This is a genomic window from Acidaminococcus hominis (genome assembly GCF_022484025.1).
Lineage (GTDB): Bacteria > Bacillota > Negativicutes > Acidaminococcales > Acidaminococcaceae > Acidaminococcus > Acidaminococcus hominis.
Genome location: NZ_JAKVMG010000001.1, coordinates 896,776 through 921,837 on the forward strand (window position 1 = coordinate 896,776; position 25,062 = coordinate 921,837).

Sequence of the window (25,062 nt, forward strand, 5' to 3'; positions counted from 1 at the left end):
CTCAGGCCTTTTTTCCGCCGGAAATGGCCAGCATTCGTTCCAGGGACTGGCGGGCTTTGTTCCGGATATCCTCGGGGACCACCATCCGGGGTTCCAGGGTTTCCAGGGACTGCTTCACCATATCCAGGGTAATCATTTTCATATTGGGGCACAGCATCAGTCGACCGGCGGGATAGAACTTCTTGCCGGGGCAGCGCTGCTCCAGGGGAGCGAAGACGCCGCATTCGGTGGCAATGATGAATTCCTGGTCCGTGCTGTCCTCTGCGTAGTGGATAATGCCCATGGTGCTGCCTACGTAGTCGGCCAGGGCACGGACTTCCGGCCGGCATTCCGGGTGCATCAGGACCTTGGCGCCGGGATGCTCGGCTTTGGCGGCCTGGAGTTCTTCGACGGTTAGCGCTGCATGGGTGGGGCAGCAGCTGGCCCAGCCGTGGATCTTGTGCTGGGTTTTGGCGGCGGTAAAGGAGCCCAGGTTCTGGTCGGGGACAAAGAGGATTTCGGCGTCCTTAGGCAGGGAATCCACCACGGCTACGGCGTTGGAGGAGGTGCAGCAGATAGTGCTCAGCGCCTTCACCGAGGCCGGGGTATTTACATAGGACACCACGGTGTATTCCGGGTGCTCCTGGAGCACGGCCCGGACCTTGGCGTCCAGAGTATCGTCAAACATCCGGCAGCCAGCTTCCATATTGGGCAGCAGGGTGATTTTGTCCGGGGACAGGATATTGGCGGTTTCGGCCATGAAGCGGACGCCGCAGAACACGATGACGTCGGCGTCGGTTTTGGCGGCCTGCTGGGCCAGGGCAAAGGAATCCCCGCAGAAATCGGCTACTTCCTGGATTTCTTCCGGCTGGTACACGTGGGCCAGAATAATGGTGTTGCGTTCTTTTTTGAGACGGGCAATGGCATCAAAAATATCTTCCATGATTGAATCTCCTTAGGGTTCAGCGCGGGGCTGATTTACTGTCAAGACAGTTGTCAATCTGTTGGTAATACATTGTCCCTATTGTAGCTTTTTTCATGGATTTATGCAAGGAGAAGGTGATATGCAGTTGTCGTGTGCAAGTTGATCCCTCCGGGCATCACGGCTGGGAACCCCATCCTTGCTCCGCTTTGCAATTAGGGGCGGAGCTTTCCTTCCCCTTAACAGTGCACGCCAAGCAGCGCACTGTTAAGGGGAAGGCAGGCGGCCGGGGGCCGCAAATGCTTAAATTCGGTCAGCAAAAATGTATTACTACGTTTCTTAAAGTACATTCTTCTAAACACAACGTGCGTACAGTGAAGAAGAATAAAGTGTATTTTTATTGCAAATTCCCTTTAGAAGCTGAGCACTCTCCTATGGTAGTGACGGGAAGTGCTCCTTCTGCGGCCTGCGGCCGCAATTGTTCGAAGGGTCTGCTGGACAGAACAAAAGGCACTCCCCCATTGACTTCAGGGGGAATGCCTTTTGTTCTTCTTTTAGGGTTCCAGTTTATACAGGCCATATTTGGTGCGCTGGTTCTTGGGGTAGTTGATTTGGGAGGTGGTGAAGTACAGGGTGCCGTCTGGGCCTTTGGCGAAGCTATCGGCCCAGCGGAGGGGCTGGCCCAGGTCTAGGTCTTTGCCCTGGTGTTTTTTCAGGTCATAGGTCCACAGGGTTTCTTTGGGCAGGTCGGCCATATACAGGGTATGGCCGTCTAGTATCAGGCCGTCGGTGGGGACGTTCTGGGGGTTCTCCACCTGGATGGAGCGCTGGCGCTGGGGTACGGTGAGTTTTCGGTTTCTCAGCACGGCGGTGGGTACGGCGTAGAGTTTGTCCCCGCCCAGGGCGGTGAAATACAGGGTATTGCCGTCAGCGGAGAGTTCCAGACCATCGCTTTGGCTCACATGGGTATCGGGGCCGGTGGAAACAAAGTCTATCTGCTGGAGGTTGGCTTTGACCTGGGGTATATCGGTCAGGGCCCGCCAGGCGTCCCCAGTGGACAGGTCCAGGACCACAATACCCCCTTCCCCGGAGTCTGTGAGATAGGCCACCTTGCGGTTCAGGTCCAAGCGGACGTCGTTCAGGTAGCTGCCGGGCCGGGCCACAGTTTCTGGAAAGACAAAGATCCGGGTAATCCGGTTGGTGGACAGGTCCACTTCATACAGCCGGGCGCCGGTTTTGGCTACGGGTTTGTCCCGGAGTTTGGCCGGGTCCAGGATCCACAGGTGGTTCTCGCCATCGGCTATGACGCTTTGGACGCAGACGAAGTCCCGGTTGGCTTCAGGGCTGGGATAAGCCTGGAGTTTGCCGTCCACCAGTTCGGCGACCCGGTAGTCCCGAGGGTAGTCGTTCCAGGTGGGGTAATTGACGAAGATCCGCCCGGATTGGGACACTGCGACGCCGGTCCACTGTTTGTCCGAGCTGGCGATTTGGGTCAGCCGGGCAGCAAAGGCAGTGGTGGTTAGGAGGAGGCCGGCCAGGATTAGGGCAGGAAGTGATTTTTTGTGCATGGGGATTGTCCTTTCTAAGTAAGGTTTGGGGAGGATGCCTGTTGGTGCGGTCAGCGAACCTGAAGTGATGTGGTGCCGGGAATCCACTCTCCTGCATCACTACCTTATGCAAAGGTAGTGATGCTTTCCTCTCCCCTCGTATGATATGTATGTGAGTTATTAAAAACAGCTCACATACATATTTTTTGTGCGTATAGCGGTAAGAACCATTCGGAGAATTTTCCTCTTCCGGTTTCCCGTCTATACAATCTGAAGCTCTGTAACAAAAGGTTTTCCCATGGTACGATATCAGTAGAGTCTGATGTCCGGAGGCACTGCTATCTCCCCTTGCAGCCAGTTCGTCTGTGTCTGCTCCCTTTAGCATGCGGCCCAGCTCATGAAGCATTACTCCGCTAACACAGAAGTTGCATCTCCTGCCTTAGCACCAGCAAAAAGGCTGACAGGATGAATGCTAATTGCGCGAGGTTGCGGTTACTTCATGATGCCTGGGATAAACCTTTTGCTCAGGCTTCACAAATCTGATCTGGGAAGGAGGATGATATCATGATTAAGATCAACACTTTGTCAACTTTATACGTCGGTATTGATGTAAGTTCAAAATCCAATGTTGTCTATGCCATGGACTTTGAACAGAATAAGCTTCTTTCTGATTCTTTCCCTAATAATCAGCCTGGCGCTGAAAAATTGGCGAATGCTATCTGTAAATGTATGCTTTCTCATCGAAATCTAAATACTATCGTTTTCGCATTAGAATCCACCTCCATGTACAGTATTCATATTGCCAATTTCCTGTCAGCCAGCGAAATTCTCATGCCTTTTCATCCGTATGTTTATTGTCTCAATCCAAAAATCACAGCGAATTACCGAAAAACTTTTATTGGCCTTTCCAAAACTGATTCAACGGACGCATATATCATTTCTGATTTAGCTCGGGTTGGCAAAATCAAGAGTTCTCCCTGGAGAGGCAGTCAGTTTCTTGCACTCAAGCGTCTGACACGGCACCGACTGCACCTCGCTGAATGCATCACAAGAGAAAAGACCTACATGATTTCCAATCTGTTTCTTAAATTTAGTGAACTGGAGATTTTGGATCAGGAATCACAGCCCTTTAGTAACATTTTTGGGACCACTTCAGCTGCCGTTTTGACAGAATTCTTTTCTGTACAGGATATTGTGGATGCCAGCGAAGAAGAGCTCCTACAATTTCTGGCAAAAAAAAGCCGGAATCGCATTACAAACTTAGCTGAAACCTCTAAATTGCTAAAAAAGGCCGCCCAGGATTCCTATCGTCTTGATAAGCGTGCAGCTGAACCCCTGACAATCGCTCTGGCCAGTTCGTTCAACTGTATTGAGTCTTACAAGAAGGAAATTAAGGCAATTGATCATGCTATAGAAAAGACGGTCAAGGGCGTTAATCCTAACGCCTACATGATTCTACGGTCCATTCCTGGTATTGGACCAGTCTTGGCTGCTGGCATTCTCGCTGAGATTGGTGATATTTCCGCTTTTCGCTCAGCTGATTCGCTAGCTAAATACGTTGGACTTACTTGGCGCAAGAGCGATTCAGGCGACTTCGTGGCCGAGGAAACACCCGTTTTCAGAACGGGTAACACATATCTCCGTAATTATATTGGAGAGGCTGCAAACAGTGTCCGAAGATACATCCCTGAATACGCAGAGTATTACGCCAAGAAATATGCTGAAGTGCCAAAGCATCAGCATAAAAGAGCACTCGCGCTTGCATCTCGTAAATTAGTACGACTCGTTTTTGGTTTGCTGGTCAAAAACCAACTGTACGCCGGCGGAAAGTTGAACGCCGAACAGAATAACGATTTCAAATAGCACCCGTTTTTTTTGAAGCAACATCGGGTGCAGGTGAAGTGCGCCCTTTTTTTGATTAATACATAGAATATCTTAAAAAAAATATGCTTGACATATTACCAGAATGCTAGAGGCGAGAGGTTATAATGGTTCGTGCGATCCACGGGAATGGGAGGAGGCCGGGCCCGCAAAGCGGGCGGGAACCATATTGCCCCTATCGGCACCTACGGTGCCGCTTTCCCCAAGGGGAAAGGTCTGTCCCCTTTTGGGGCTAGTGCAAGAAGGACGGTAGCTCAACGTAGGTTGGTGCGGTCAGCGAACCTGAAGTGATGTGGTGCCGGGAATCCACTCTCCTGCATCACTACCTTATGCAAAGGTAGTGATGCTTTCCTCTCCCCTAGAGGCGAGAGGTTATAATGGTTCGTGCGATCCACGGGAATGGGAGGAGGCCGGGCCCGCAAAGCGGGCAGGACCATATTGCCCCCATCGGCACCTACGGTGCCGCTTCCCCCAAGGGGAAAGGCCTGTCTCCATTTGGGGCTAGTGCAGGAAGGACGGTAGCTCAACGACGGAAAAGTTGCCCAAGGGCAACTTTTAGCTGGAGAAAACTCGTATTAGTTGGTGCGGTCTACGGGGTGTAGTGTGGGGCGGCGTGGTTTGAGCGCCCTCCGTCGCCTTTCGGCGACACCCCCCACACGTTTGTTGGGGGCATTCCAACCGCTGCTGGTCATATGCTAAATAAAGGCTAGTACAAGGAGTTTGGTAGTTTTGCCATTTTCCCCTATTGCCGCCTTGCGGTATTTTCCCAATGGTGATTTTGTTGGTGCGGTCTGCGGGGTGTAGTGCGGGCCGCCCTAATAAGGTTAAAGGAGGCTGCCAAGGCAGCCTCCTTACGGTACTTCTTTCCCATTTTATTCTACGGTTACGGATTTGGCCAGGTTGCGGGGTTTATCTACGTCGCAGCCGCGAACCAGGGCGGCGTAATAGGCCAGCAGCTGGAGGGGAATGACGGCCAAGATGGGTGCCAGGTCTTCATCGGCTTTGGGAATGATGATAACGGAGTTGGCGTGTTTGGCCAGCTCGGTATCGCCTTCCATGCCGATGCCGATAACGATGGCGCCGCGGGTCTTGACTTCCTGCAAGTTGCTGATGGTTTTGTCATAGATGGAGGACTGGGTGGCAAGTACGATGACGGGTACGCCTTCCTCAATCAGGGCCAGGGTGCCGTGTTTCAGTTCGCCGGCAGCATAGGCTTCTGCGTGGATGTAGGAGATTTCCTTCAGTTTCAGGGCGCCTTCCAGGGCTACGGCGTAGTCCAGGGAGCGACCCAGGAAGAAGGCGTCTTCACAATCGCCGTAATTGGCGGCAAAGGCTTTAATCTGGTCCACATGGTCCAGGATATCATGCATTTGTTCCGGCACGGCCAGAACGCCTTGAATCAGCTGGTGGAGCCGTTCCTGGTCCAGGGTCCCCTTCAGGGAGGAGATGTACATGGCCAGCAGCAGCATAACAATCAGCTGGGTGGTGTAGGCTTTGGTGGAGGCTACGGCGATTTCGGGGCCAGCGTAGGTGTACACGGTCTGCTCGGCTTCCCGGGAAATGGAGGAGCCCACCACGTTGGTAACGGCCAGGGTTTTGGCGCCGCGGCGTTTGGCTTCTTTCAGGGCTTCCAGGGTATCGCTGGTTTCGCCGGACTGGCTGACCACGATGCACAGGCAGTGTTCATCGATGATGGGGTTCCGGTAGCGGAATTCGCTGGCAATATCGACTTCTACGGGAATCCGGGCCATTTTTTCAATATAGTACTTGCCCACAATGCCGGCGTGATAGGCGGTGCCGCAGGCTACGATAAAGATCTTGTTGATGTCCTTCAGGGTTTCTGGGGTCCATTGGAGTTCGTTAAAGGTAACGGTGTCGCTGTCCTTGCTGACCCGGCTGCGGAGGGTATCCCGGACGGCTTTGGGCTGTTCGTAGATTTCCTTCAGCATGAAGTGTTCAAAGCCGCCTTTTTCGGCTGCTTCGGCATCCCAGGTTACCCGGAAGACTTTCTTGTCGATGGGGTTGCCTTCCAGATCCTTGACTGCTACGGAATCCGGGGTGATGACGGCCATTTCGCCGTCACTTAAAATATAGGTATCCCGGGTCTTGCTGATGATGGCGGGGATATCGGAGGCGATGTAGTTTTCGCCTTTGCCCAGACCGATGACCAGGGGATTGTTCTTCTTGGCGCAGATGAGCTTGCTGGGGTCCTTGGTGGTCATGAATACCAGGGAATAGGAGCCTTGGATTACGTGCAGCACTTTGCGCACGGTTTCTTCAAAGTCCCCGGTGTACAGGTCGGCCATCAAATGTGCCACCACTTCGGTATCCGTATCGGAACGGAAGTGGTAGCCCTTTTTCAGCAGGCTTTGCTTTAAGGGCATGTAGTTTTCGATGATGCCGTTATGGACCACGGCAAATTCGTTCTTTTCATCCGTATGGGGATGGGCGTTTACGTCACTGGGTTTCCCATGGGTAGCCCAGCGGGTATGGCCAATGCCCAGGGTACCCACGGGTTCTTTGCCTACGATTTTTTGACGCAGGGCGTCCAAACGGCCCACGCATTTTTCTACGGTAATTTTTCCGTCATTGTATACTGCGATGCCGGCAGAGTCATAGCCTCTGTATTCCAGTTTGCTCAGGCCCTCCATCAAAAATGGGGTTGCCTGTTTTCTGCCGATATATCCTACGATTCCGCACATAGTTGTGCCCTCCTGAATTTGTACTTACCGTCTGCCGCAGGCCCTTCTGTGTTCCTTTGTTACCAAAGGGGTTTGTAGGTCTGCTTACGGTTTGCAGCTTACCGAGAGGCATCCGCTGACGTTTCGATAAACCTCTTCCTCGTCTGCCGGGAATCCCGGCACGTGCGCTGATCCACTACGCAAATCTCTTTGCAAAGGTCCCCCTCAAGCCCTTTGCTGACCGGCCAGACCGGTATACCCGGGCGGCATGTTTTTGTAGCGTGTCTATCATACTATTTTTTGGCAGGTTGGTCAACTACGAAGGGGGCTGGAGACGTTTTTGTCCCAGGGAGAGGGGGTGGTAGTTTGTCGGTGCGGTCCGCGAACATCCTGGATTTGAACCCCCATCCTTGTTCCGCTGAATGGAAACTCTTTCCGTCCTGCCTTACGGCAGGCCACCTTCCTCACGCTTGATGAAGGTAAATAAGGAAAAAGGGCGGAACATTCCTTCCCCTTACCAGTGCATGCCAAGCAGTGCACTGGTAAGAAGAAGGCATACGGTCTGTGGGCCGGGTTATACGATTCTCAACTAGGTATTCTGCGACCAACTGCCGCTTGCCTTCTCCTCCCCTCGTCATCTCCATTTTGCCGTAAACCCAACTGAAATGGGGAAAATGCGCCTATTCCAAATCTACTGGAGGCACAGAGGGGGCGCAGAAAGCGGGGAAGGCATAGGATATATGAAAAAAATGACTTGTGAGCGTTCTCGTTCACAAGTCATTTTTAGCTTACCTTGATTCCCCTACACCCTGCGCTTACGCCAGTTCTTTGCGTACCACTTCGGCAATGGCGTCGGTGATGGCGTCCAGTTCGGCCTGGTTGGGGCCCTGGGCCATGATGCGGATCAGGGGTTCGGTACCGGAGGCGCGGACCAGTACTTGGCCATCGTCACCCAGTTCCTCAGTATATTTCTTGACTACTTCGGCGATGGCCTGGTTTTCTTCCCAGCCGTTTTTGTCCTTGACGCGGACGTTCAGCAGGGTCTGGGGATACTTGACCATCAGGCTGCCCAGCTGGGACAGGGTCTGGTTATGGCGGACCAGGGAGCTCAGAAGCTTCACGGCGGTCATCATGCCGTCGCCGGTCCGGGCCAGGTCGCCAAAGATGATGTGGCCGGATTGTTCGCCGCCCAGTTTGTAGTCGTGTTTCAGCATTTCTTCCAGGACGTAGCGGTCGCCTACTCCGGTTTTCACGGTGCTGCCGCCATGTTCTTTCATGGCTTTTTGCAGGCCTACGTTGCTCATGACGGTGGTTACCAGGACGTTGTCCTTGAGTTTGCCGCGCTTGAGCAGGTCCAGGGCACAGATCAGCATAATCTGGTCGCCGTCCAGTACCTGGCCGTTTTCGTCCACTGCCAGGCAGCGATCTGCGTCACCGTCGTTGGCAATGCCCACGTCGGCGCCTTCTTCCAAGACTTTTTGCTGGAGGGCTTCCAGATGGGTGGAGCCGCAGCCGTTATTGATGTTGATGCCGTTGGGGTTATTGAAGATGGGAATAACCTGGGCGCCCAACAGGCGCAGGATCATAGGAGCGATTTCGCTGTTGGCGCCGTTGGCGCAGTCCATGACCACTTTCAGGCCGTTGAGCTTGCAGTCGGCGCTTTTTACCACGTGCTGCACGTACAGGTTACTCTTGTCTTCTTCGGTGTACACTCTGCCCAGGGAGGACCCGGTCAGGGTATTGTCGTAGTCGATGGGACGGTTGACAATGGCTTCGATTTCATCTTCTACTGCATCGGGCAGCTTGAAGCCGCTGTGGGCAAAGAATTTGATGCCGTTGTCCTCAAAGGGGTTGTGGGAGGCGGAGATGACTACGCCTGCGTTGGCCCCCAGGGGTTCCGTCAGGAAGGAAACAGCCGGGGTGGGAATCACGCCCAAAAGGTGGACGTTGCCCCCTGCGGAGCAGATGCCTGCTGCCAGGGCAGCTTCCAGCATGGTGCCGGACAGGCGGGTATCTCGTCCGATGATAATTTTGGGGCTTTTTACTTCCCGCCCGAAATATTGTGCAGCTGCACGTCCTAATTTATATGCCAGTTCTGCGTTCAGGACCTTGCCATTGGCAACGCCGCGGACGCCGTCCGTACCAAACAATCTAGCCATTTAACAGCCTCCAGCCTAGAGATTTGCTGTTATTCCTTTTTCCCGCCCATTTCCGCCAGCATTTGTTCCGAGGTAATGTTGTGGAAGGCCAACAGCACTAAGCAATGATACCATAAATCGCCCATCTCGTAAACAACCTGGTCACGGCTGTCGTTTTTGGAGGCTAGGAGGGTCCGGGTGCATTCTTCACCCAGTTTCTTCAGAATCCAGTCCTGCTGGCCCTGGGCCGGTTTGTCCGGGGTCCGGGCCAGTTGTTTTTGCTGAATCAGGGCATACATCTGGTCCAGCACCTGGGGCAGGTTCTTTTCGGTGACCGGCAGGCTTTCGCCGGAGCCGCTGTTCCACAGGGGGTTAAAGAAGCAGGAGTAGCTGCCGGTATGGCAGGCGGCGCCCTTTTGCTCCACCTTCACCAGCAGGGTATCCCCGTCGCAGTCGTAGGTAATGCTGAGCACCCGCTGTGTATGACCGCTAGTGGCGCCCTTGTTCCACAGTTCCTGCCGGCTGCGGCTCCAGAACCAGGTATAGCCGGTTTCTACGGTCCGGGCCAGGGATTCTCCGTTCATATAGGCCAGCATCAGCACCTGGTTGGTCTTGTAGTCCTGAACAATGGCAGGAATCAGTCCCCGGTCGTCAAACTTCAAATGACTTACATCAATTTTCATAGTCTAACTTCCACTCCTTTGCTGCGCAAATATTCCTTCACCTGCCGCACCGTAAAGGTCCCGTAATGGAACACGGAGGCAGCCAGGGCAGCGTCAGCACCGCCGGCAGTGAGCACCTTGTAAAAGTCGTCCAGGGAGCCGGCCCCGCCGGAAGCAATTACCGGGACGGGAACGGCGTCGGCCACGGCCCGGGTCAGGGGGATATCAAAGCCGTCCTTGGTGCCGTCGGCGTCCATGCTGGTGAGAAGTATCTCCCCAGCGCCCAGGTCCACTGCCCGTTTCACCCATTCCAGCACGTCCAGGCCCGTAGGGGTATGGCCCCCATGGATGTAGACTTCCCAGGAGTTTTCGCCGCGTTTTTTGGCATCTACGGCCAGTACCACGCATTGGTTGCCGAAGGCTTCGGCCCCCTGCCGGATTAGGTCCGGATTTTTGACCGCAGCGCTGTTCAGGGAAGTTTTGTCCGCACCGGCCATGAGTACGGCCCGCATATCCTCAATAGAGGTAATGCCGCCGCCAACGGTCAGGGGCATGAACACTTCCCGGGCAGTGCGCTCGATGACGTCCACCATGGATTTGCGTTTTTCCAGGGAGGCGGTGATATCCAAAAATACCAGCTCGTCCGCCTGTTCCTTTTCGTACAGGGAAGCCAGTTCCACCGGGTCCCCTGCGTCTCTGAGACTAACAAAATTTGTGCCCTTTACCACCCTGCCGTCTTTTACGTCCAGGCAGGGAATGATCCGTTTCGTATGCATGCTCAGGCCTCCTTTGCGATTGCCACAGCCTGGCGAAGGTCAATGGCGCCAGTATATAACGCCTTACCTATAATACACCCTTCTATGCCTGCTGCTTCTCTTTTTTTTAGTTCCCGCAAATCTTCCAGGCTGCCCACCCCGCCGGAAGCGGTAACAGGCAGGCCGGATGCCTTAGCAATCTGCACGGTGGCTTCCACGTTGACGCCGGTAAGCATGCCGTCCCGGGCAATGTCCGTAAAGATGATGCGGCTGACGCCGGCGTCTGCCATGGCCTTGGCCAGGTCTTCGGCCCGCATATGGCCGCTGGCTTCCCAGCCTTCCACGGCTACGATGCCGGCCTTGGCGTCAATACCGGCCACAATCCGGCCGGGATACTTGGCGCAGGCTTCCTTTACAAGGGCCGGGTTCTTGACGGCCACGGAGCCCAGGATCACCTGGTGAACGCCCCGGGAGAGCAGTCGGTCAATATGTTCCAGGGTGCGGATGCCGCCGCCCACCTCAATGGGAATCTTCCCCTGGGCGATAATGGCGTCGATGGAGGCCAGGTTCTTGCTTTCTCCGGCCAGGGCGCCGTCCAGATCCACCACGTGGATGCAGGAGGCTCCCAGCTTGGCCCATTTGGCGGCCATTTCACCGGGGTTATTGCTGTAGATGGTTTCCTTGGAAAAATCGCCCTTTACCAGGCGGACGCAGTTGCCGCCCCTTAGGTCGATGGCAGGATAAATGTTCATAATTTCCACTCCTTAAAGGCTTTCAGCATGGCAAGACCCGCAAAAGAAGATTTTTCCGGGTGGAACTGGAAGGCCTGGACACTGCCCTTCCCTACAGAAGCCGTAATCTGGGCGCCGTAATCGCACACGGCGGTAATGATGCTGGGGTCCTCGGGCACTGCATGGTAGCTGTGGACGAAGTACACGTACTGGCCGTCTGCTTCCGTCAGGAGAGGAGAAGGATTCACTACCTGAATCTGGTTCCAGCCCATGTGGGGAATCTTAAAGGGGGTGACGATTTTCTTCACCTGGCCCTTGAAAAAGCCCAGGCCCTTGACGCCGGGGGCTTCCTCGCTGCCTTCAAACAGCAGCTGCTCGCCCAGGCAGATGCCCAAAAAGGGCTTGCCGCTGTGGAGGGCTTCCTGGATCACCGGCACCAGACCCCGGTTTTCCAGGGTGTGCATGCAGTCCCCAAAGGAGCCTACGCCCGGGAGGATTACCCGCTGGGCGTCCGCAATGACCTTGGGGTCCGAAGAAATCACGGGTTTTGCGCCGACCTTTACCAGGCCGTTATATACTGAGTGCAGGTTGCCCCTGCCGTAATCGATGATGACCACTTGCTCGCTCATAATGCCCCCTTGCTGCTCATGACCCCGTGGACCCGGGGATCCTTGGCCACGGCTTCTGCCACGGCCCGAGCAAATCCTTTAAAAATGGCTTCCAGCATATGGTGGGTGTTCTTGCCGTAGGGCACGTTCACGTGGAGGGTCAGGCCGCTTTCCACGGCTACGGCCCGGAAGAACTCCTCTCCCATTTCGGTATCGAAATTGCCCAGCTTGACCCGGGGAATCTCGGCGTTCCACACCAGGAACGGGCGGCCGCTGAAGTCCAGGGCTACCTGGGCCAGGGTTTCGTCCATGGGCAGCAGGCAGCTGCCGTAGCGGTGGATGCCCGCCTTGTCCCCCAGGGCCTGGCGCAGGGCCTTGCCCAGGGAGAGGCCTACGTCCTCCACGGTGTGGTGGGAATCTACTTCCAGGTCCCCGTGGGCCTCAATGCGCAGGTCCATAAAGGAATGGACCGCCAAAAGGGTCAGCATATGGTCAAAAAAGCCAATGCCTGTAGAAATATCTGCTTTCCCGGAGCCGTCCAGGTTCACCTGGACCTTCACCTGGGTTTCTTTGGTACTGCGTTCCACCAAACCTTCCCGCATGATTTATGCCTCCCCTTGGGCCAAAATGGCTTTGACGCCTGCAATAATTTCCGGATTTTCCTGGGCGGTGCCAATGGAAATCCGCAGGCCTCCCGGCAGCTGGTCCTTTTGGGAGAAGTCCCGGATGAGGATTTTCCGTTTCAATAACTGCTTGAACAGGTAGGAGCCAGCGGCCTTGGCTTTGGCAGCGGGTTCTGCACCGCTTTTGCCAGCCTGGGCAGCCAGGTTGTCCAGTACCTTGCCCTGGGGCAGCACCAGAATGAAGTTGGTGGCAGAGGGCAGGACCTTAAAGCCCAGGGCGGTAAACTGCTCCCGCAGGTATTCCCGGCCCTTGACCACGGCCCGCACCCGCTGGGCCAGCACTTCCGGCTTGGCATAGACCAGGCCGGCGGTCAGGATGGACACGCCGTTTACCGTATAGGGCAGCAGCACTTTCTTGAGTACCCGCATCACTGCCGGGCTCCCAATGCCGTAGCCAATCCGCAGGTTGGCCAGGCCGTAGGCTTTGGAGAAGGTGCGCAGCACCAGCAGGTTGTCCACTTCCTTGGTGAGCTCCAAGGTGGAGTTGGCCAGCACCTGGCCGTCTTCCTTGGAAAATTCCAGGTAGGCTTCGTCCATAATCACCAGGCAGTCCACATTGCGGATGATTTTTTCCATGTCGCTGCGGGGGTTAAAGTTCCCGGTGGGGTTATTGGGGTTGCAGATGATCAGCGCATTGGGCTTTTCCTTTTGGCAGAAGGCGATGACCGCGTCCGGGTCAATGAAGCCTTCCGGGGTCAGGGCAAAGGCGATGGGCTCTGCGTCCCCCAGTACGGCGTAGGTTTCGTACATGGAAAAGGACGGGGACGGATAGGCAATTTTCGTGCCGGCACCGCCAAAGGCAAAGCAGGCTTTTTCCAACAGTTCGCTGGAACCGTTGCCAATGACCACCGTGGCCGGGTCTACGCCCAGGGCCTTGGCAATCTGCTCAGACAATTCTTCCCCGTGCATGGTAGGGTACCGGTTAAAGGCGTTTTCGCTGATCCGGGTCTGGAGCTCTACCCGGAGCTCCGGGGTCAGGTCCCAGTTGGTTTCGTTGGCGTTTACGATAATATCTGCATCAGGTACCGTTTCTACCTGATAATCTTCAAATTTGGACAAGCATGCCCGTGCCTTGATTTCCGTCATAATACTTCCTCCCAATATTTCTAAACTTTTTGAGCCAGGTTCTTACAGTTGTTTTTCCTTTCTGATGCGGATGGCATTGGCGTGTGCCTGGAGCCCTTCGGCTTCGGCCATGGCAATAATGTCATCGGCGGCTTCAGAAAGCGCTTCCTTGGTATAGGAAATGATGCTGGTCTTTTTCATGAAGGTTTCCACATTCAGTACCGAATAGAATCTGGCAGTGCCGCCGGTGGGCAGAATGTGGTTGGGGCCGGCATAGTAGTCGCCCAGGGGTTCCGGAGAGTAGGCTCCCAGGAAGATGGCGCCGGCGTTGCGGATATAGGGTACCAGGGCAAAGGGTTCCTTGGTGTTGATTTCCATGTGTTCCGGGGCGGACAGGTTAGCCATTTCCACCACGGTTTCCATATCCTTGGCCAGGATGATCTTGCCTTGGGCGGCCAGGGACTGGGCGGCAATTTCCCGCCGGGGCAGCCGGGCCAGCTGGACTTCCACTTCTTCGGCTACCTGATTAGCCAGCTTTTCATCGTCGGTAATCAGGATGGCGCAGGCCAGGGGGTCGTGTTCGGCCTGGCTCAGCAGGTCCGCAGCCAGGTATTGGTAGTCGGCGGTTTTGTCGGCTACAATCAGGATTTCACTGGGGCCAGCCAGCATGTCGATATCCACGTGGCCGTAGACGGCTTTCTTGGCCAGGGTCACGAAGATGTTCCCAGGGCCGGTAATTTTTTCCACCTTGGGCACGGTTTCCGTCCCAAAGGCCAGGGCCGCTACTGCCTGGGCGCCGCCCATTTTGTAGATTTCGGTGATGCCGATGGCTTTGGCGGTGGCCAGTACGTAGGGGTTCATTTTCCCATCCCGGCCAGCCGGGGCTGCCATGACAATCCGGGGCACGCCGGCTACCTTGGCAGGAACGGCGTTCATAATCACGGAGGAAGGATAGGCTGCGGTGCCGCCGGGCACGTAGATGCCCACGGAGTCCACCGGGGTCATTTTCTGGCCCAGGAAGGAGCCATAGGCCCGGGGGGTCAGCCAGGTTTTGGGCAGCTGTTCTTCGTGGAACTTGCGCACGTTGGCAATGGCCCGGTTGATGGCACCCATGGTCTTGGGGTCCACGGCCTTTTCGGCTTCGGCAAATTCGGCTTCGCTGACCTTGATTGTCTCAGGATTCAAGTCCGCCCCATCCAGCATTTTGGTGTAGGCGAACAGCTTGGCGTCCCCTTCCTTGCGGATGTCGTTTACGATCATATCCACTTCTTCTGCCGCCGTAAGAGGCCGGCCAAAGAGTTTTTCTACGGCAGCCTTGACTTTCGGGGACAGTTCTACTTCATCAAAGGATTTCTTTTCCAGTAAACGGCTGATCTCGGCCGCAGTGCTTTTTCTTTCATCCAATACTTTCATTTATTCTTCCTCCTTGAGTACGGTTTCCAGGTCTTCCACCAGTTTCTTGATCCGGTCATACTGCATTTTGAAGCTGACCTTATTGGCAATGAGCCGGGCGGAGCTGGGGTACACGGTAGCAATTTCCTTCAGTTTGTTTTCCCGGAGGGTGCGGCCGGTTTCGACAATATCCACAATCAGTTCGCTAAGGCCCACAATGGGGGCCAGCTCGATGGAGCCGTTGAGCTTGACGATTTCCATCTGCATGCCCAGCTTTTCGAAAAACTCGGAGGCAGAATGGGGGTATTTGGTGGCCACCCGCATATGGGCGTAGTCGGTCAGGTTGGGCAGCTGCTTGGCTTCGGGCACGGCCATCATCAAATGGCAGGCGCCGTAGCCCATATCCAGCAGTTCGTAGATATCTTTTTGTTCTTCCCGCAGCACGTCCTTGCCGATGATGCCGATATCGGCGGCCCCGTATTCCACGTAGGTGGGCAAGTCCACGGTTTTCACGATGATGAATTTTACTTTGGTTTCTTCATTGGTAATCACCAGTTTCCGGGAATTTTCCACCACGTTTTCGGCGGCGTAGCCTACCTTGGCCAGCAAGTCCACGGATTTGGCAAACAGTTTGCCCTTGGGCAATGCAATCGTTAAATAGTCCATTTCACAGCTCTCCTATCGTACGTATGCTACAGCTTCGCAGCGGTTAGCTGCACAGGCCTTGTCCGCTTCTTCCGGGGTCAGGGCGTCGGTGGCAACCTTCACGTTCTTGCCGTCTGCGCGCAGGGACATGGCTTTGGCAATGGCCTGCTGCTGATGACCGGGGGCCCAGGCTACGTAAATATCCCATTTGGATTCCTGGTTGAACTTGCCTTCCCGCTGGAGGCTGAGGATGATCCGGTCGATGCCCATGGCAAAGCCCGTGGCCGGTGCCGGAGCCCCGAAGTTCTCCATCATCTTGTCGTAGCGGCCGCCGCCGCAGATATTGAAACCGATATGGGGCGCATAAGCCTCAAACACCATGCCGGTATAGTAATCAAAGTCACGAATCAGGGACAGGTCAAAGGACAGGTAGTCCCCTACGCCGTAGGCGGAAGCCAGTTGGTAGATGGCTTTCAGGTTCCGCAGGGCTTCCTTGCTCTTTTCATTGGAAACCTGGCGTTCCAGCTGGTCCAAAAGGTCCACGCCGCCCTGGAGGTAGAGCAGCTCCCGGAACAGTTCCTTCACGGGCTTGCGGATGTAGGAATCCGCAGCTTCCTTCAGGCCCACGGCGTTGTGGCTCAGCACCATGTGCTTGACAAATTCGGCCCGGGTGCCGGTAAGCTCCGCTTCTTCCATGAGCCCTGCCAAAAAGCCGCTGTGGCCGACGCTCAGGAGAAAATCCGTCAGGCCGGCGGCCCTCAGGCTGCTGACGGCCAGGGCCAGGACTTCGGCGTCCGCCATGGGAGCCGCTGCCCCGATGAGCTCGATGCCTGCCTGGCTGAATTCGCATTGGCGGCCGGCCTGGGTCTGTTCGTGGCGGAACACGTTGGCAATGTAGAACAGCCGTTTGATGCCCTTGTCAGCCTTGAGCCGGGTGGCTACCATCCGGGCCAGCGGGGTGGTCATTTCCGTGCGCAGGATCATGGTGCGGCTTTCCCGGTCCATGAACTTCATGCTTTCTTCCGTAATGCCGGCGCCGCTTAGGGCAAAGGTGTCTGCGTATTCAAAGGTGGGGGTAATGGCTTCGTCATAGCCCCAGGACAGAAAATTGTCTGCAATCTGGTCCTCCATTTTCCGCTTCAGCCGGGCTTCTCCCGGCAGGATATCTTTGGTTCCATAGGGAATTCTCAAAATGTTAGTACTCATGCGTTTTCTTCTCCTTTGGTAATACGGGGAATGACGGTTTGGTAGCCGCCTGCCCCATAGTTTAAACAGCGATTAACCCGGGAAACGGTGGTGCTGCTGGCGCCCGTATCCTTGACAATCTTGGCATAATTTTCGCCGCGATGAAGACGCACCGCCACTTCCAGCCGCTGGCCCAGGGCCTTGAGCTCGTTGGGGGTGCAGATGTCTTCCAGGAAGGCCAGGCACATTTCCTTGTTCTCCAGGGTGAGGAACGCGTCAGCCAGCTGCAGAAGTTCTTTTTTGTTGTAACCTGCTTGAATAATCATGTTGGTACCCCTTTCTAGGTGTTTCCAGGTTTGGTTTATGAAATGGACCGAATGCCGATCTCGCTTTACCTCTTTACTGATTTAGTACTTTACTCCGATGAAGTAATAAAGTCAAGTATTTTTTCTAGTTTTTACCAAACTTTGACATTTTTCCACTTTGGAGGCTTTTTTTGCCAAAACACATTGACAAACTGTACATAACAGAGTATCATTTATCCACACGGATTCATCAAGAGTAACGGAGGGACTGGCCCGATGATGTTACGGCAACCATCACTTTGTGAACGGTGCTAAGTCCATCAGGTGCAGCCTGAAAGATGAAGATGATTAAGCCAAACGCATTCCTCTTCATATTGAGTGAAGAGGTTTTTTTATTGTATGGAGGTGGACATATTTTATGATAGAGCTGCAGCACATTGACAAGATCTATCACACGAGCTCCGGGGACCTGCACGCCCTGAAAGATATCAACTTGTCTATTAATGAAGGTGAAATTTTCGGCATCATCGGTTTGTCCGGGGCCGGCAAAAGCACCCTGGTCCGCTGCATCAACCGGCTGGAGGAACCCACCAGCGGCAAGGTGATTGTGGACGGCCAGGACATTACGGCCATGAGCCCGGTGGAACTGCGGAAAGCCCGGCAGAACATCGGCATGATTTTCCAGCATTTTAACCTGCTGAGCAGCCGGACCGTTTACGGCAACATTGCCTTCCCCCTGGAAATCCAAGGGCTGGACAAGGCTGCCATCAAAAAGAAGGTGGATCCCCTGCTGGAACTGGTGGGCCTCACCGACCGGGCGGACCATTATCCGTCCCAGCTGTCCGGCGGCCAGAAGCAGCGGGTAGGCATTGCCCGGGCCCTGTCTTCCGACCCTACGGTGCTGCTGTGCGATGAAGCCACCTCCGCCCTGGACCCCCAAACCACGGAATCCATTCTGGACCTGCTCCGGAACATCAACAAGCGGCTGCACATTACCATCGTGATGATTACCCACCAGATGAATGTGGTGAAGGAAATCTGCGACCGGGTTGCCGTTATTGAAAACGGGGAAATCATTGAAGAAGGCACCATGTTCGACCTGTTCACCAATCCCCAGAAGGCCACCACCAAGGAATTTGTGGCCAGCATCCAGCACAACGACCTGCCGGATTTCGTAAAACAGATGAACATCCAAAAGGTCTACCAGCCGGGAAACAAGGCGCTGGTCAGCTTGTCCTTTATTGGGGAAAGCGCCGGAGAACCGGTGATTTCCGTGCTGATCAAGCAGTTTGATATTGACGTGAACATCCTCACCGCCAACATTGAAAGCCTCCAGAACACCCCCTACGGGACGCTGCTGGTAGAGCTGGAAGGCGACGAGGTGCATATGAAGGAGGCCCTGGATTATCTCCAGGCCAAGCAGCAATTGAAGGTGGAGGTAATTGGCTATGTCTCCTAATATGATGAATCTGCTAATCAAGGCTCTGGGGGAAACCTGCTACATGGTGGTGGTTTCCGCCGCTCTGGCTACGTTGTTTGGGATTCCTTTGGGGGTTATCCTGACGGTGACCGGCAAGGGCCATATTATGGAAAACAAAGTGGTGAACCGGATTTTGGGCGCCATTGTCAACGCCACCCGTTCCACGCCTTTTATCATTTTGATGGTTGCCATTATTCCCCTGACCCGTATTATTGTCGGGTCTTCTATCGGGACCACCGCAGCCATTGTGCCCCTGACCATTTCCTGCACTCCGTTTATTTCCCGGATTATTGAGTCCTCCCTTTTGGAAGTGGACCACGGGGTTATTGAAGCAGCCCTGTCTGTAGGGGCCTCTCCCCTGCAAATCATCTGGAAGGTGCTGCTGCCGGAAGCCATGCACTCCATCGTGCTGGGGATTACCCTGGCCATCATCAGCCTGATCGGCAGCTCGGCTATGGCCGGCGCCCTGGGCGGCGGCGGTCTGGGGGACCTGGCCATCCGCTACGGGTATCAGCGGTTCCAGGCCGACACCATGCTGGCCACGGTTATCGTGCTGATTGCCCTGGTGCAGTTGGTGCAGTCCTGCGGCAACCGGTTCTCCAGCAAGCTGAACAAGAATAAAATTAAATAAGGATTGTAAGTAGGGATTTTTGGTGCACCAGCTGCGGCTGGTGCATTTTTTTGTGTTCCCCCTGCTCCCTTTTGGCAGCGATAAATCCCAGGAATTTTCTTGCAATTCTATGCTATAATAAAAATACACCTTATTCACATTTGAGGAGGCGAGACTTATGAAGAAATTCTTTTTGGTGCTGATGCTGCTGTGCTCGTTTGCAGTGCCGGGCTTTGCCAATTCCTTTGACCAGCAGCCCCAGCGCTTTGTCTGCGTGGATACGTCCCAAAAGGGCAGACGGTATGTGGACCTGGATTCGGTACAGGTGGTCCAGTACGCTCCCCCGGCCTACCAGCTTTCGGTGGTCACCTACACTTTGGACTATGTAAACCACAGCGGCTTCCAATACACCCAGCTGTACACCTACAATTACAAGGACCAGACCATGAAGCTGACCTTCAAGGCTGCCCTGCCCTGCGATGAGGAAGGCAAACTGTTAAACCAGGCCCCTGGCAAGGTGGACGGCACGGCCCTGGACATTCTGCCCTACAGTCAGGGCTACTACGTGGGAAACCTGATTTTCCACAAAGCCTACAATATGTATTTCAGCAAGAATTTCCCCGGAGCGTAAGGCCGGGACAAAGCGTTTTGCCAAATCTCTTGGTAAAACGCTTTTTTTCATGCTATACTAGGTTTTGACCATAATGAAAGGAGCGCAAACCCTTGGCGCTATTCCATAGAAAACGGCCTACCCGGCCCCAGCCCGTTGCTTTTGGGCAGGCCCGGCGGAAGCCTCCCAAGAAAAATCATTCCACCCTGTATTTTCTGCTGCTGACGGCCCTGGTGATTCTGGGGGTCATGGCCTACAACTACCGGGCGGACATCAAGATGCACATTATGCACTACAAGCCCCAGCCGGTGAAGACGGTAACCATTGCCAACACCAATCTGAACCTCCAGGAAATCAACACGCCGGAGCTGACCAGCTACGATGTGGACAAGATTCTCAGCTTCCACTACCGGGACGAGGTATTCTACCTGGCCCTGCGCAGCCAGGACGGGGAAAGCACCCATATTGACGCCTTTGACGTGAAAAACGGCAGCTTGTTCGCCCACCGTTCCTTCGGGGAAGACGGGGTGTTCACCATCCACGAAAAGATGATTCTCAGCGTCAACGTGGGCAGCAAAGGGGAAGTCTACTACGTGCGCAATGGCATCCATACCCTGAAGGACGGCAACGACATCATCAGCCTGAAGGGCAGCACCACTGCCACCCGGGTGGCCCTGCTCCCCGGAGACCAGCAGGCCTACCTGTACGGCAACGACAACTTTACCCTGGCGGATATCCATGACGGGTCCTTTGACAACAACCACCCGGCCTTCCTCCACAACCGGGCGAAGCCCTTTGCCGGGGGCCTGACCCTGGTGCGGATTGCCCCGGACGGCACGGTGTTTGGGGGCGGCCGGATCAAGACCAACGACTTTAATATCGTGGCCTCCTTCTCCCCCCAGGGCAAGCAGCTGCAAACCTACGGCAGCTACATCCAGACGGACAAGGATTCCATCTACAACCTGGTGGACCTGGCGGTACTGGACCATTACGTGGTGGTCATTGACGGCTTCACACTGAAGATTTGGAACCGTGACGGCCATTATTTGGGGGCGTTCAACAGTTCCAAGCTGCTGGATAACAACCTGAACTGCGCCAAGCTTACTGCCATGGACAGCAAAACCCTGGGTATCCTGGCCTACGTACGGAATCCCCAGACCAAGCTGATTGATATCAAGCTGTTTACTTTGCAGTTTCCCAATTGAAGAAGCGCTGAAAAGCGGTGTGAAAAAGCCTTGCGGACGCAAAAACGTCGGCAAGGCTTTTTGTGTGGGGACGGCTGGGTTGTGGGCTCTCGGGGTCTGCTTGGCTGTGAACCCCAGCCTTCACTCCCCACTCTCCTTTTTCCCAATAAAGGAATTTTCTCTCCTTTGTTGAATACCATAAGCATACGACTTTCGCTGGCTCCTCTGTTTTAGGCTGCTGGCGCTCTCTAGGCTACGCAAGTGCTCCCAAGTAAAGGAGGTTTTTCATGCGCAAATTTTTAGCGATTTTGTTCCTACTCTGTACCGTGAGTCTGGGGTTTGTTCCCCTGCCGGTTTGTTCTGCTGCCGGGGCTGCTGCGCCGGAATTGGTGCAGCTGACGGATATGTCTTTTCCTGAGTTTTTTCAGCTGCTAGAGGCTCACAGTGCGGCAAAGGGTACGGGGCTTACATTTGACAAACCGCCTGCTGAGCCCATTCCGGGGAAGCTGTACGACGCCTATGTTTTTGGGGCTGTGCGGAAGGGAGTTCCCGGCCAGCACGGGGTCTTCATCACAGCCTATGCCAACAAGGCCGGGTATGTTTCCAAGGTGGCCCTTGCGGTCCCTGTCAGCAATGGGGAAGCGCTTCAGGACGCCTACGCTGCGGAATATGCCCTATTGGGCGTAGTGGGTATCGAAGACACCAAGGCCAAGAGGCTCATGGGGTACCTGAAGGCCCGCCGGGTGCCCTTTGAGGTGGCGGTCTGGAACCATTGGGCGCAGCGCAACCTGGTCATTTCCCACGGTCCCGCGTCCATCTCGGACAAGGTATTTTATATTCGCCTGACGGCCTACGATAAAACTTTTCCGTCAGAAAACCGCTGACCACCAGTCTTCTTAACGCAAAAATGCCTTGTGAACGCAATTACCGCTCACAAGGCATTTTTTTCAGGCTGGCTATTTCCAGCCCACGCGGCCCCGCTCACCAGGAGGGGGGTCTTCTTGTTTTTTCAGGCACGATCGGTCAGTCATGACGCGGCGCTTTCGGAGTCAGGTTCCAGCAGACAATCTGCATAACGCAGACGACCACCGCAATGGCTCCCATGCCCAGCCAAAAAATCGGTTCAATATGCAGCATGGCGCTCCCCTCCCTTCTTCCAGGCTGTCTATAGGCTAAGCACTACAGCAGGGTGCCGTAATGCCGGATATACGCTTTCTTTACGCTGGTGGCCAGCAGCATATAGGCAATGACCACCAGGGCCAGGAAGTAGAAGTACTTTCCCGGCAGGGGCACGAAACCCAGGTCCCGGGCGATTCCCGTAAAGGGCAGAGCCGTCAGCACGGCAATGTCGGCGCAGGTGAGCGTGGTCAGGGTAGCCGACGCATGACTTTGCAGGAAGGGAATCTTGGGGGTGCGGATCATGTGGATAACCAGGGTCTGGGTCCACATGGATTCCACAAACCAGCCGGCCTGGAACATGGCTTCGTAGGCGTCCCGGACGGTGAGGCCGGCCATGGGGCCGGAGGTAAGCATCGCCGTAGTGGGAATCTGGTTGTAGGTCAGGCCGCCGGACACAAACTGGGGACAAATCACAAAGTACAGCACCAGATAGGTAATCCAGTCGAACACCGAACTGGTGGGCCCCATCCAGATCATGAAGCTGCCAATGGTGGAAGCGTCCCAGTTCCGGGGCACCTTGAGGAATTCCTCGTCCACGTTGTCCCAGGGAATGGCGATGCAGGAGATTTCGTACATCAGGTTCAAGATGATTAATTGCAGACTCATCATGGGCAGGAAGGGCAAAAGGGCACTGGCTGCCAGGACGGAGAACATGTTCCCGAAGTTGGAGGAGGCGGTCATCTTGATGTACTTGATCATGTTGGCGTAGGTCTTCCGGCCTTCCACAATCCCCTGCTCCAGCACCATAAGGCTCTTTTCCAGCAGGATGATGTCGGCGGATTCCTTGGCAATATCCACGGCGCTGTCCACGGAAATGCCAATATCGGCAATCTTCAGAGCCGGGGCGTCGTTGATGCCGTCCCCCATAAAGCCCACGGTATGACCGGCGGCCTGGAGGGCTTCCACTACCCGGGCTTTCTGGTCCGGGGACAGTTTGGCAAAGACGGTGGTGGTTTCGGCTTCCTTCTGGAGGGTGGCGTCGTCCATGTGTTCCAGGTCACTGCCCAGGAGGATGTGGTCCACCGGCAGGCCCACCTGGCGGCAGATGCACCGGGTGGTCTTTTCGTTATCCCCGGTGAGCACCTTGGTGGAAACCCCGTGGTCCTTCAGGGCCTTGATGGCGGCCATGGCGGTATCCTTAGGCGGATCCAGGAAGGCCAGGTAGCCCATGAAGATCATGTCCGTTTCGTCCTTGGCCCCAAAGGCGCCTACCGGAGAGGGGTCGTTCTTCCGGGCCAGGCCGATAACCCGCATGCCTTCGTCGTTGAGCCGGTCAGCCACGGCCAGGATGGTTTTGCGCAATTCGTCGGTCATGGGCACGTCTTCCGCGCCCTGCTCGGTATATTTGCAGATGGAAAGCATTTCTTCCACGGCCCCTTTGGTAATCATCCGGGTGCTGTGGTCGTGGCCCATTACCAGCACCGACAGGCGCCGGCGGGAGAAGTCAAAGGGAATCTCGTCCACCTTGGTGTAGGTTTCGGACAGGTCCTGGAGCTTGGGGTCTTCGGTTTCTTCCCGCTCCGTCCGGGCGATGATGGCCCGGTCCATAAAGTTCTTGTAGCCGGTCTGGAAGTAGCTGTTCAGGTACGCATAACGCAGCACCCGCTGGCTGGGCTTGCCAAAGGCATCCAGGTGGTATTCCAGGGCTACCCGGTCCTGGGTCAGGGTCCCTGTCTTATCCGTACACAGCACGTCCATGGCTCCAAAGCTCTGGATGGAGTTCAGGCTTTTCACCACGGTCTTTTTCTCGCTCATGGAAACGGCGCCCTTGGCCAGGCAGGTGGTAACAATCATGGGCAGCATTTCCGGGGTCAGGCCCACGGCTACGGAAATCCCAAACAGGAAGGCGTTGAGCCAGTCCCCTTTGGTCAGGCCGTTGACTACAAAGACGATGGGCACCATGGCCATCATAAAGCGGATCAGAATCCAGGATACGGCGTTGACGCCCTTGGTAAAGTTGGTTTCCGGAGCTTCCTGGGCCATGGAGCTGGCCAGACTGCCAAACAGGGTGTGGTCCCCGCTGCGGAGCACCAGGCCGGTGGCAGAACCGCTGATGACGTTGGTGCCCATAAAGGCTAGGTTGCTGAGCTCGGTCACGGCTTTGTCAGAAGTGGCAGCCACTGCCGGCACCTTTTCCTGGGGCGCGCTTTCCCCGGTAAGGGAGGCCTGGCTGACGAACAGGTCCTTGGCTTCCAAAATTCTCAGGTCCGCAGGAACCATGTCCCCGGCGGACAGGAATACCAGGTCCCCTACCACCACGTCTTCCAGGGGGATTTCCGTCTGGCCCTCCGGCTGGCGGATGACCGTGCAGGTGGTGGTAATCAGTTCCAGGAGCTTGGCGGCGGCGTCCCCGCTGCGGGTTTCCTGGATAAAGCGCAGGGACCCGGACAGGAGCACCAGCACGGTAATGATGATAACGGTGGCCGGGTTGTAGTCGTCCAGCCGGTTCTGCATGAGAGGCAGTATAATATCGGTGACCGCCGATACCCCGGCCAGCACAAACAGGATTACCGTAAAGGGGTTGATAAAGGCTTCGGCCAGGCGCACCCCCACGGACTTTTTCTTTTCCTGGGTAACCTTGTTTTCTCCATAGGTTTCCCGGTTCTTTTCCACCTGGTCGGCGGTGAGGCCCTGGGCTGAGCTTCCCAACTGCTGGAGCAGGGCTTCTGCGGTCAGGGCTGCTTCCTTTTGCAGGGCAGCCTGGGTAGCAGCAGCGGCTGCCTGATTTTTCTTTTCCATAGTGTTCTTGTTCATGGTGCACCTCCTTGTCAATACAATAAAAAAGCCGTCCGGGAAAACCCGAACGGCGAAAACACAGAA

The 25,062-nt window shown here is 55.3% G+C and carries 21 protein-coding genes and 1 riboswitch; of the genes, 6 read left to right on the plus strand and 15 right to left on the minus strand.

Annotation, left to right across the window (positions count from 1 at the left end):
- Position 1 precedes the first annotated feature (1 nt).
- Together nadA and LKE88_RS03750 are read right to left on the minus strand one after the other, a co-directional pair.
- A complete protein-coding gene (gene nadA, locus LKE88_RS03745) occupies positions 2-922 on the minus strand; it encodes a quinolinate synthase NadA (protein WP_276802792.1) in 921 nt (306 codons plus the stop codon).
- 533 nt (positions 923-1,455) lie between these two features.
- A complete protein-coding gene (locus tag LKE88_RS03750; protein WP_105327399.1) occupies positions 1,456-2,469 on the minus strand; it encodes an L-dopachrome tautomerase-related protein in 1,014 nt (337 codons plus the stop codon).
- Between the two features lie 543 nt (positions 2,470-3,012).
- On the opposite strand from LKE88_RS03750, the gene LKE88_RS03755 reads away from it, so the two are divergent.
- The gene (locus tag LKE88_RS03755; protein WP_105325814.1) at positions 3,013-4,311 is read left to right on the plus strand and encodes an IS110 family RNA-guided transposase; all 1,299 of its coding nucleotides are present in this window, start codon (positions 3,013-3,015) and stop codon (positions 4,309-4,311) included.
- A gap of 890 nt (positions 4,312-5,201) precedes the next feature.
- On the opposite strand, the gene glmS is transcribed toward LKE88_RS03755, so the two are convergent.
- The 12 genes from glmS to LKE88_RS03815 form a co-directional block, all read right to left on the minus strand.
- Positions 5,202-7,031 (minus strand): glutamine--fructose-6-phosphate transaminase (isomerizing), encoded by a 1,830-nt coding sequence (gene glmS / locus LKE88_RS03760; protein ID WP_105327398.1) that lies wholly within the window; start codon positions 7,029-7,031, stop codon positions 5,202-5,204.
- A gap of 794 nt (positions 7,032-7,825) precedes the next feature.
- Positions 7,826-9,169, minus strand: coding sequence for a phosphoglucosamine mutase (gene glmM, locus LKE88_RS03765; RefSeq protein ID WP_276802796.1), 1,344 nt, complete (start codon positions 9,167-9,169; stop codon positions 7,826-7,828).
- Positions 9,170-9,198: 29 nt separating this feature from the next.
- Positions 9,199-9,831, minus strand: coding sequence for a bifunctional phosphoribosyl-AMP cyclohydrolase/phosphoribosyl-ATP diphosphatase HisIE (hisIE, locus tag LKE88_RS03770; RefSeq protein WP_105327396.1), 633 nt, complete (start codon positions 9,829-9,831; stop codon positions 9,199-9,201).
- Positions 9,828-10,586 (minus strand): imidazole glycerol phosphate synthase subunit HisF, encoded by a 759-nt coding sequence (gene hisF / locus LKE88_RS03775; protein ID WP_105327395.1) that lies wholly within the window; start codon positions 10,584-10,586, stop codon positions 9,828-9,830. The genes hisIE and hisF overlap by 4 nt, the downstream gene beginning before the upstream one ends.
- Before the next feature lie 2 nt (positions 10,587-10,588).
- Positions 10,589-11,317, minus strand: a complete 729-nt coding sequence (gene hisA, locus LKE88_RS03780; protein ID WP_105327394.1) for a 1-(5-phosphoribosyl)-5-[(5-phosphoribosylamino)methylideneamino]imidazole-4-carboxamide isomerase — start codon at positions 11,315-11,317, stop codon at positions 10,589-10,591.
- Entirely contained in the window at positions 11,314-11,925 is a 612-nt protein-coding gene (hisH, locus tag LKE88_RS03785) for an imidazole glycerol phosphate synthase subunit HisH (protein ID WP_231086151.1), read from the minus strand. Before hisH ends, hisA begins: the two co-directional genes overlap by 4 nt.
- Positions 11,922-12,509, minus strand: a complete 588-nt coding sequence (hisB, locus tag LKE88_RS03790; protein WP_353937266.1) for an imidazoleglycerol-phosphate dehydratase HisB — start codon at positions 12,507-12,509, stop codon at positions 11,922-11,924. The genes hisH and hisB overlap by 4 nt, the downstream gene beginning before the upstream one ends.
- Positions 12,510-13,673, minus strand: coding sequence for a pyridoxal phosphate-dependent aminotransferase (locus tag LKE88_RS03795; protein ID WP_105327391.1), 1,164 nt, complete (start codon positions 13,671-13,673; stop codon positions 12,510-12,512). It lies immediately after the preceding gene.
- Between the two features lie 42 nt (positions 13,674-13,715).
- The gene (gene hisD, locus LKE88_RS03800) at positions 13,716-15,065 is read right to left on the minus strand and encodes a histidinol dehydrogenase (RefSeq protein WP_105327390.1); all 1,350 of its coding nucleotides are present in this window, start codon (positions 15,063-15,065) and stop codon (positions 13,716-13,718) included.
- Entirely contained in the window at positions 15,066-15,710 is a 645-nt protein-coding gene (gene hisG / locus LKE88_RS03805) for an ATP phosphoribosyltransferase (protein ID WP_105327389.1), read from the minus strand.
- A gap of 12 nt (positions 15,711-15,722) precedes the next feature.
- Positions 15,723-16,895: an ATP phosphoribosyltransferase regulatory subunit gene (gene hisZ / locus LKE88_RS03810; protein WP_105327388.1), complete on the minus strand. Its 1,173-nt coding sequence runs from the start codon at positions 16,893-16,895 to the stop codon at positions 15,723-15,725.
- On the minus strand, positions 16,892-17,200 hold the full coding sequence (locus LKE88_RS03815) for a YerC/YecD family TrpR-related protein (protein ID WP_255668088.1): 309 nt from the start codon (positions 17,198-17,200) through the stop codon (positions 16,892-16,894). Before LKE88_RS03815 ends, hisZ begins: the two co-directional genes overlap by 4 nt.
- A gap of 223 nt (positions 17,201-17,423) precedes the next feature.
- Positions 17,424-17,524, plus strand: a riboswitch (SAM riboswitch).
- Between the two features lie 73 nt (positions 17,525-17,597).
- Here LKE88_RS03815 and LKE88_RS03820 point away from each other — a divergent pair.
- The 5 genes from LKE88_RS03820 to LKE88_RS03840 all read left to right on the plus strand — a co-directional run bounded on the left by LKE88_RS03820 (position 17,598) and on the right by LKE88_RS03840 (position 21,947).
- Positions 17,598-18,638, plus strand: coding sequence for a methionine ABC transporter ATP-binding protein (locus LKE88_RS03820; RefSeq protein ID WP_105327387.1), 1,041 nt, complete (start codon positions 17,598-17,600; stop codon positions 18,636-18,638).
- Positions 18,628-19,290, plus strand: coding sequence for a methionine ABC transporter permease (locus LKE88_RS03825; protein WP_105327386.1), 663 nt, complete (start codon positions 18,628-18,630; stop codon positions 19,288-19,290). The genes LKE88_RS03820 and LKE88_RS03825 overlap by 11 nt, the downstream gene beginning before the upstream one ends.
- 157 nt (positions 19,291-19,447) lie before the next feature.
- The gene (locus LKE88_RS03830; RefSeq protein ID WP_105327385.1) at positions 19,448-19,900 is read left to right on the plus strand and encodes a hypothetical protein; all 453 of its coding nucleotides are present in this window, start codon (positions 19,448-19,450) and stop codon (positions 19,898-19,900) included.
- Positions 19,901-19,992: 92 nt separating this feature from the next.
- Complete coding sequence (locus LKE88_RS03835; RefSeq protein WP_231086155.1) at positions 19,993-21,084, plus strand: hypothetical protein; 1,092 nt, start codon at positions 19,993-19,995, stop codon at positions 21,082-21,084.
- A 266-nt stretch (positions 21,085-21,350) separates the two neighbouring features.
- The gene (locus tag LKE88_RS03840; protein ID WP_105327384.1) at positions 21,351-21,947 is read left to right on the plus strand and encodes a hypothetical protein; all 597 of its coding nucleotides are present in this window, start codon (positions 21,351-21,353) and stop codon (positions 21,945-21,947) included.
- Positions 21,948-22,242: 295 nt separating this feature from the next.
- Here LKE88_RS03840 and mgtA read toward each other — a convergent pair whose 3' ends face one another.
- Positions 22,243-24,996 (minus strand): magnesium-translocating P-type ATPase, encoded by a 2,754-nt coding sequence (mgtA, locus tag LKE88_RS03845; RefSeq protein ID WP_276802805.1) that lies wholly within the window; start codon positions 24,994-24,996, stop codon positions 22,243-22,245.
- Between the last annotated feature and the right edge of the window lie 66 nt (positions 24,997-25,062).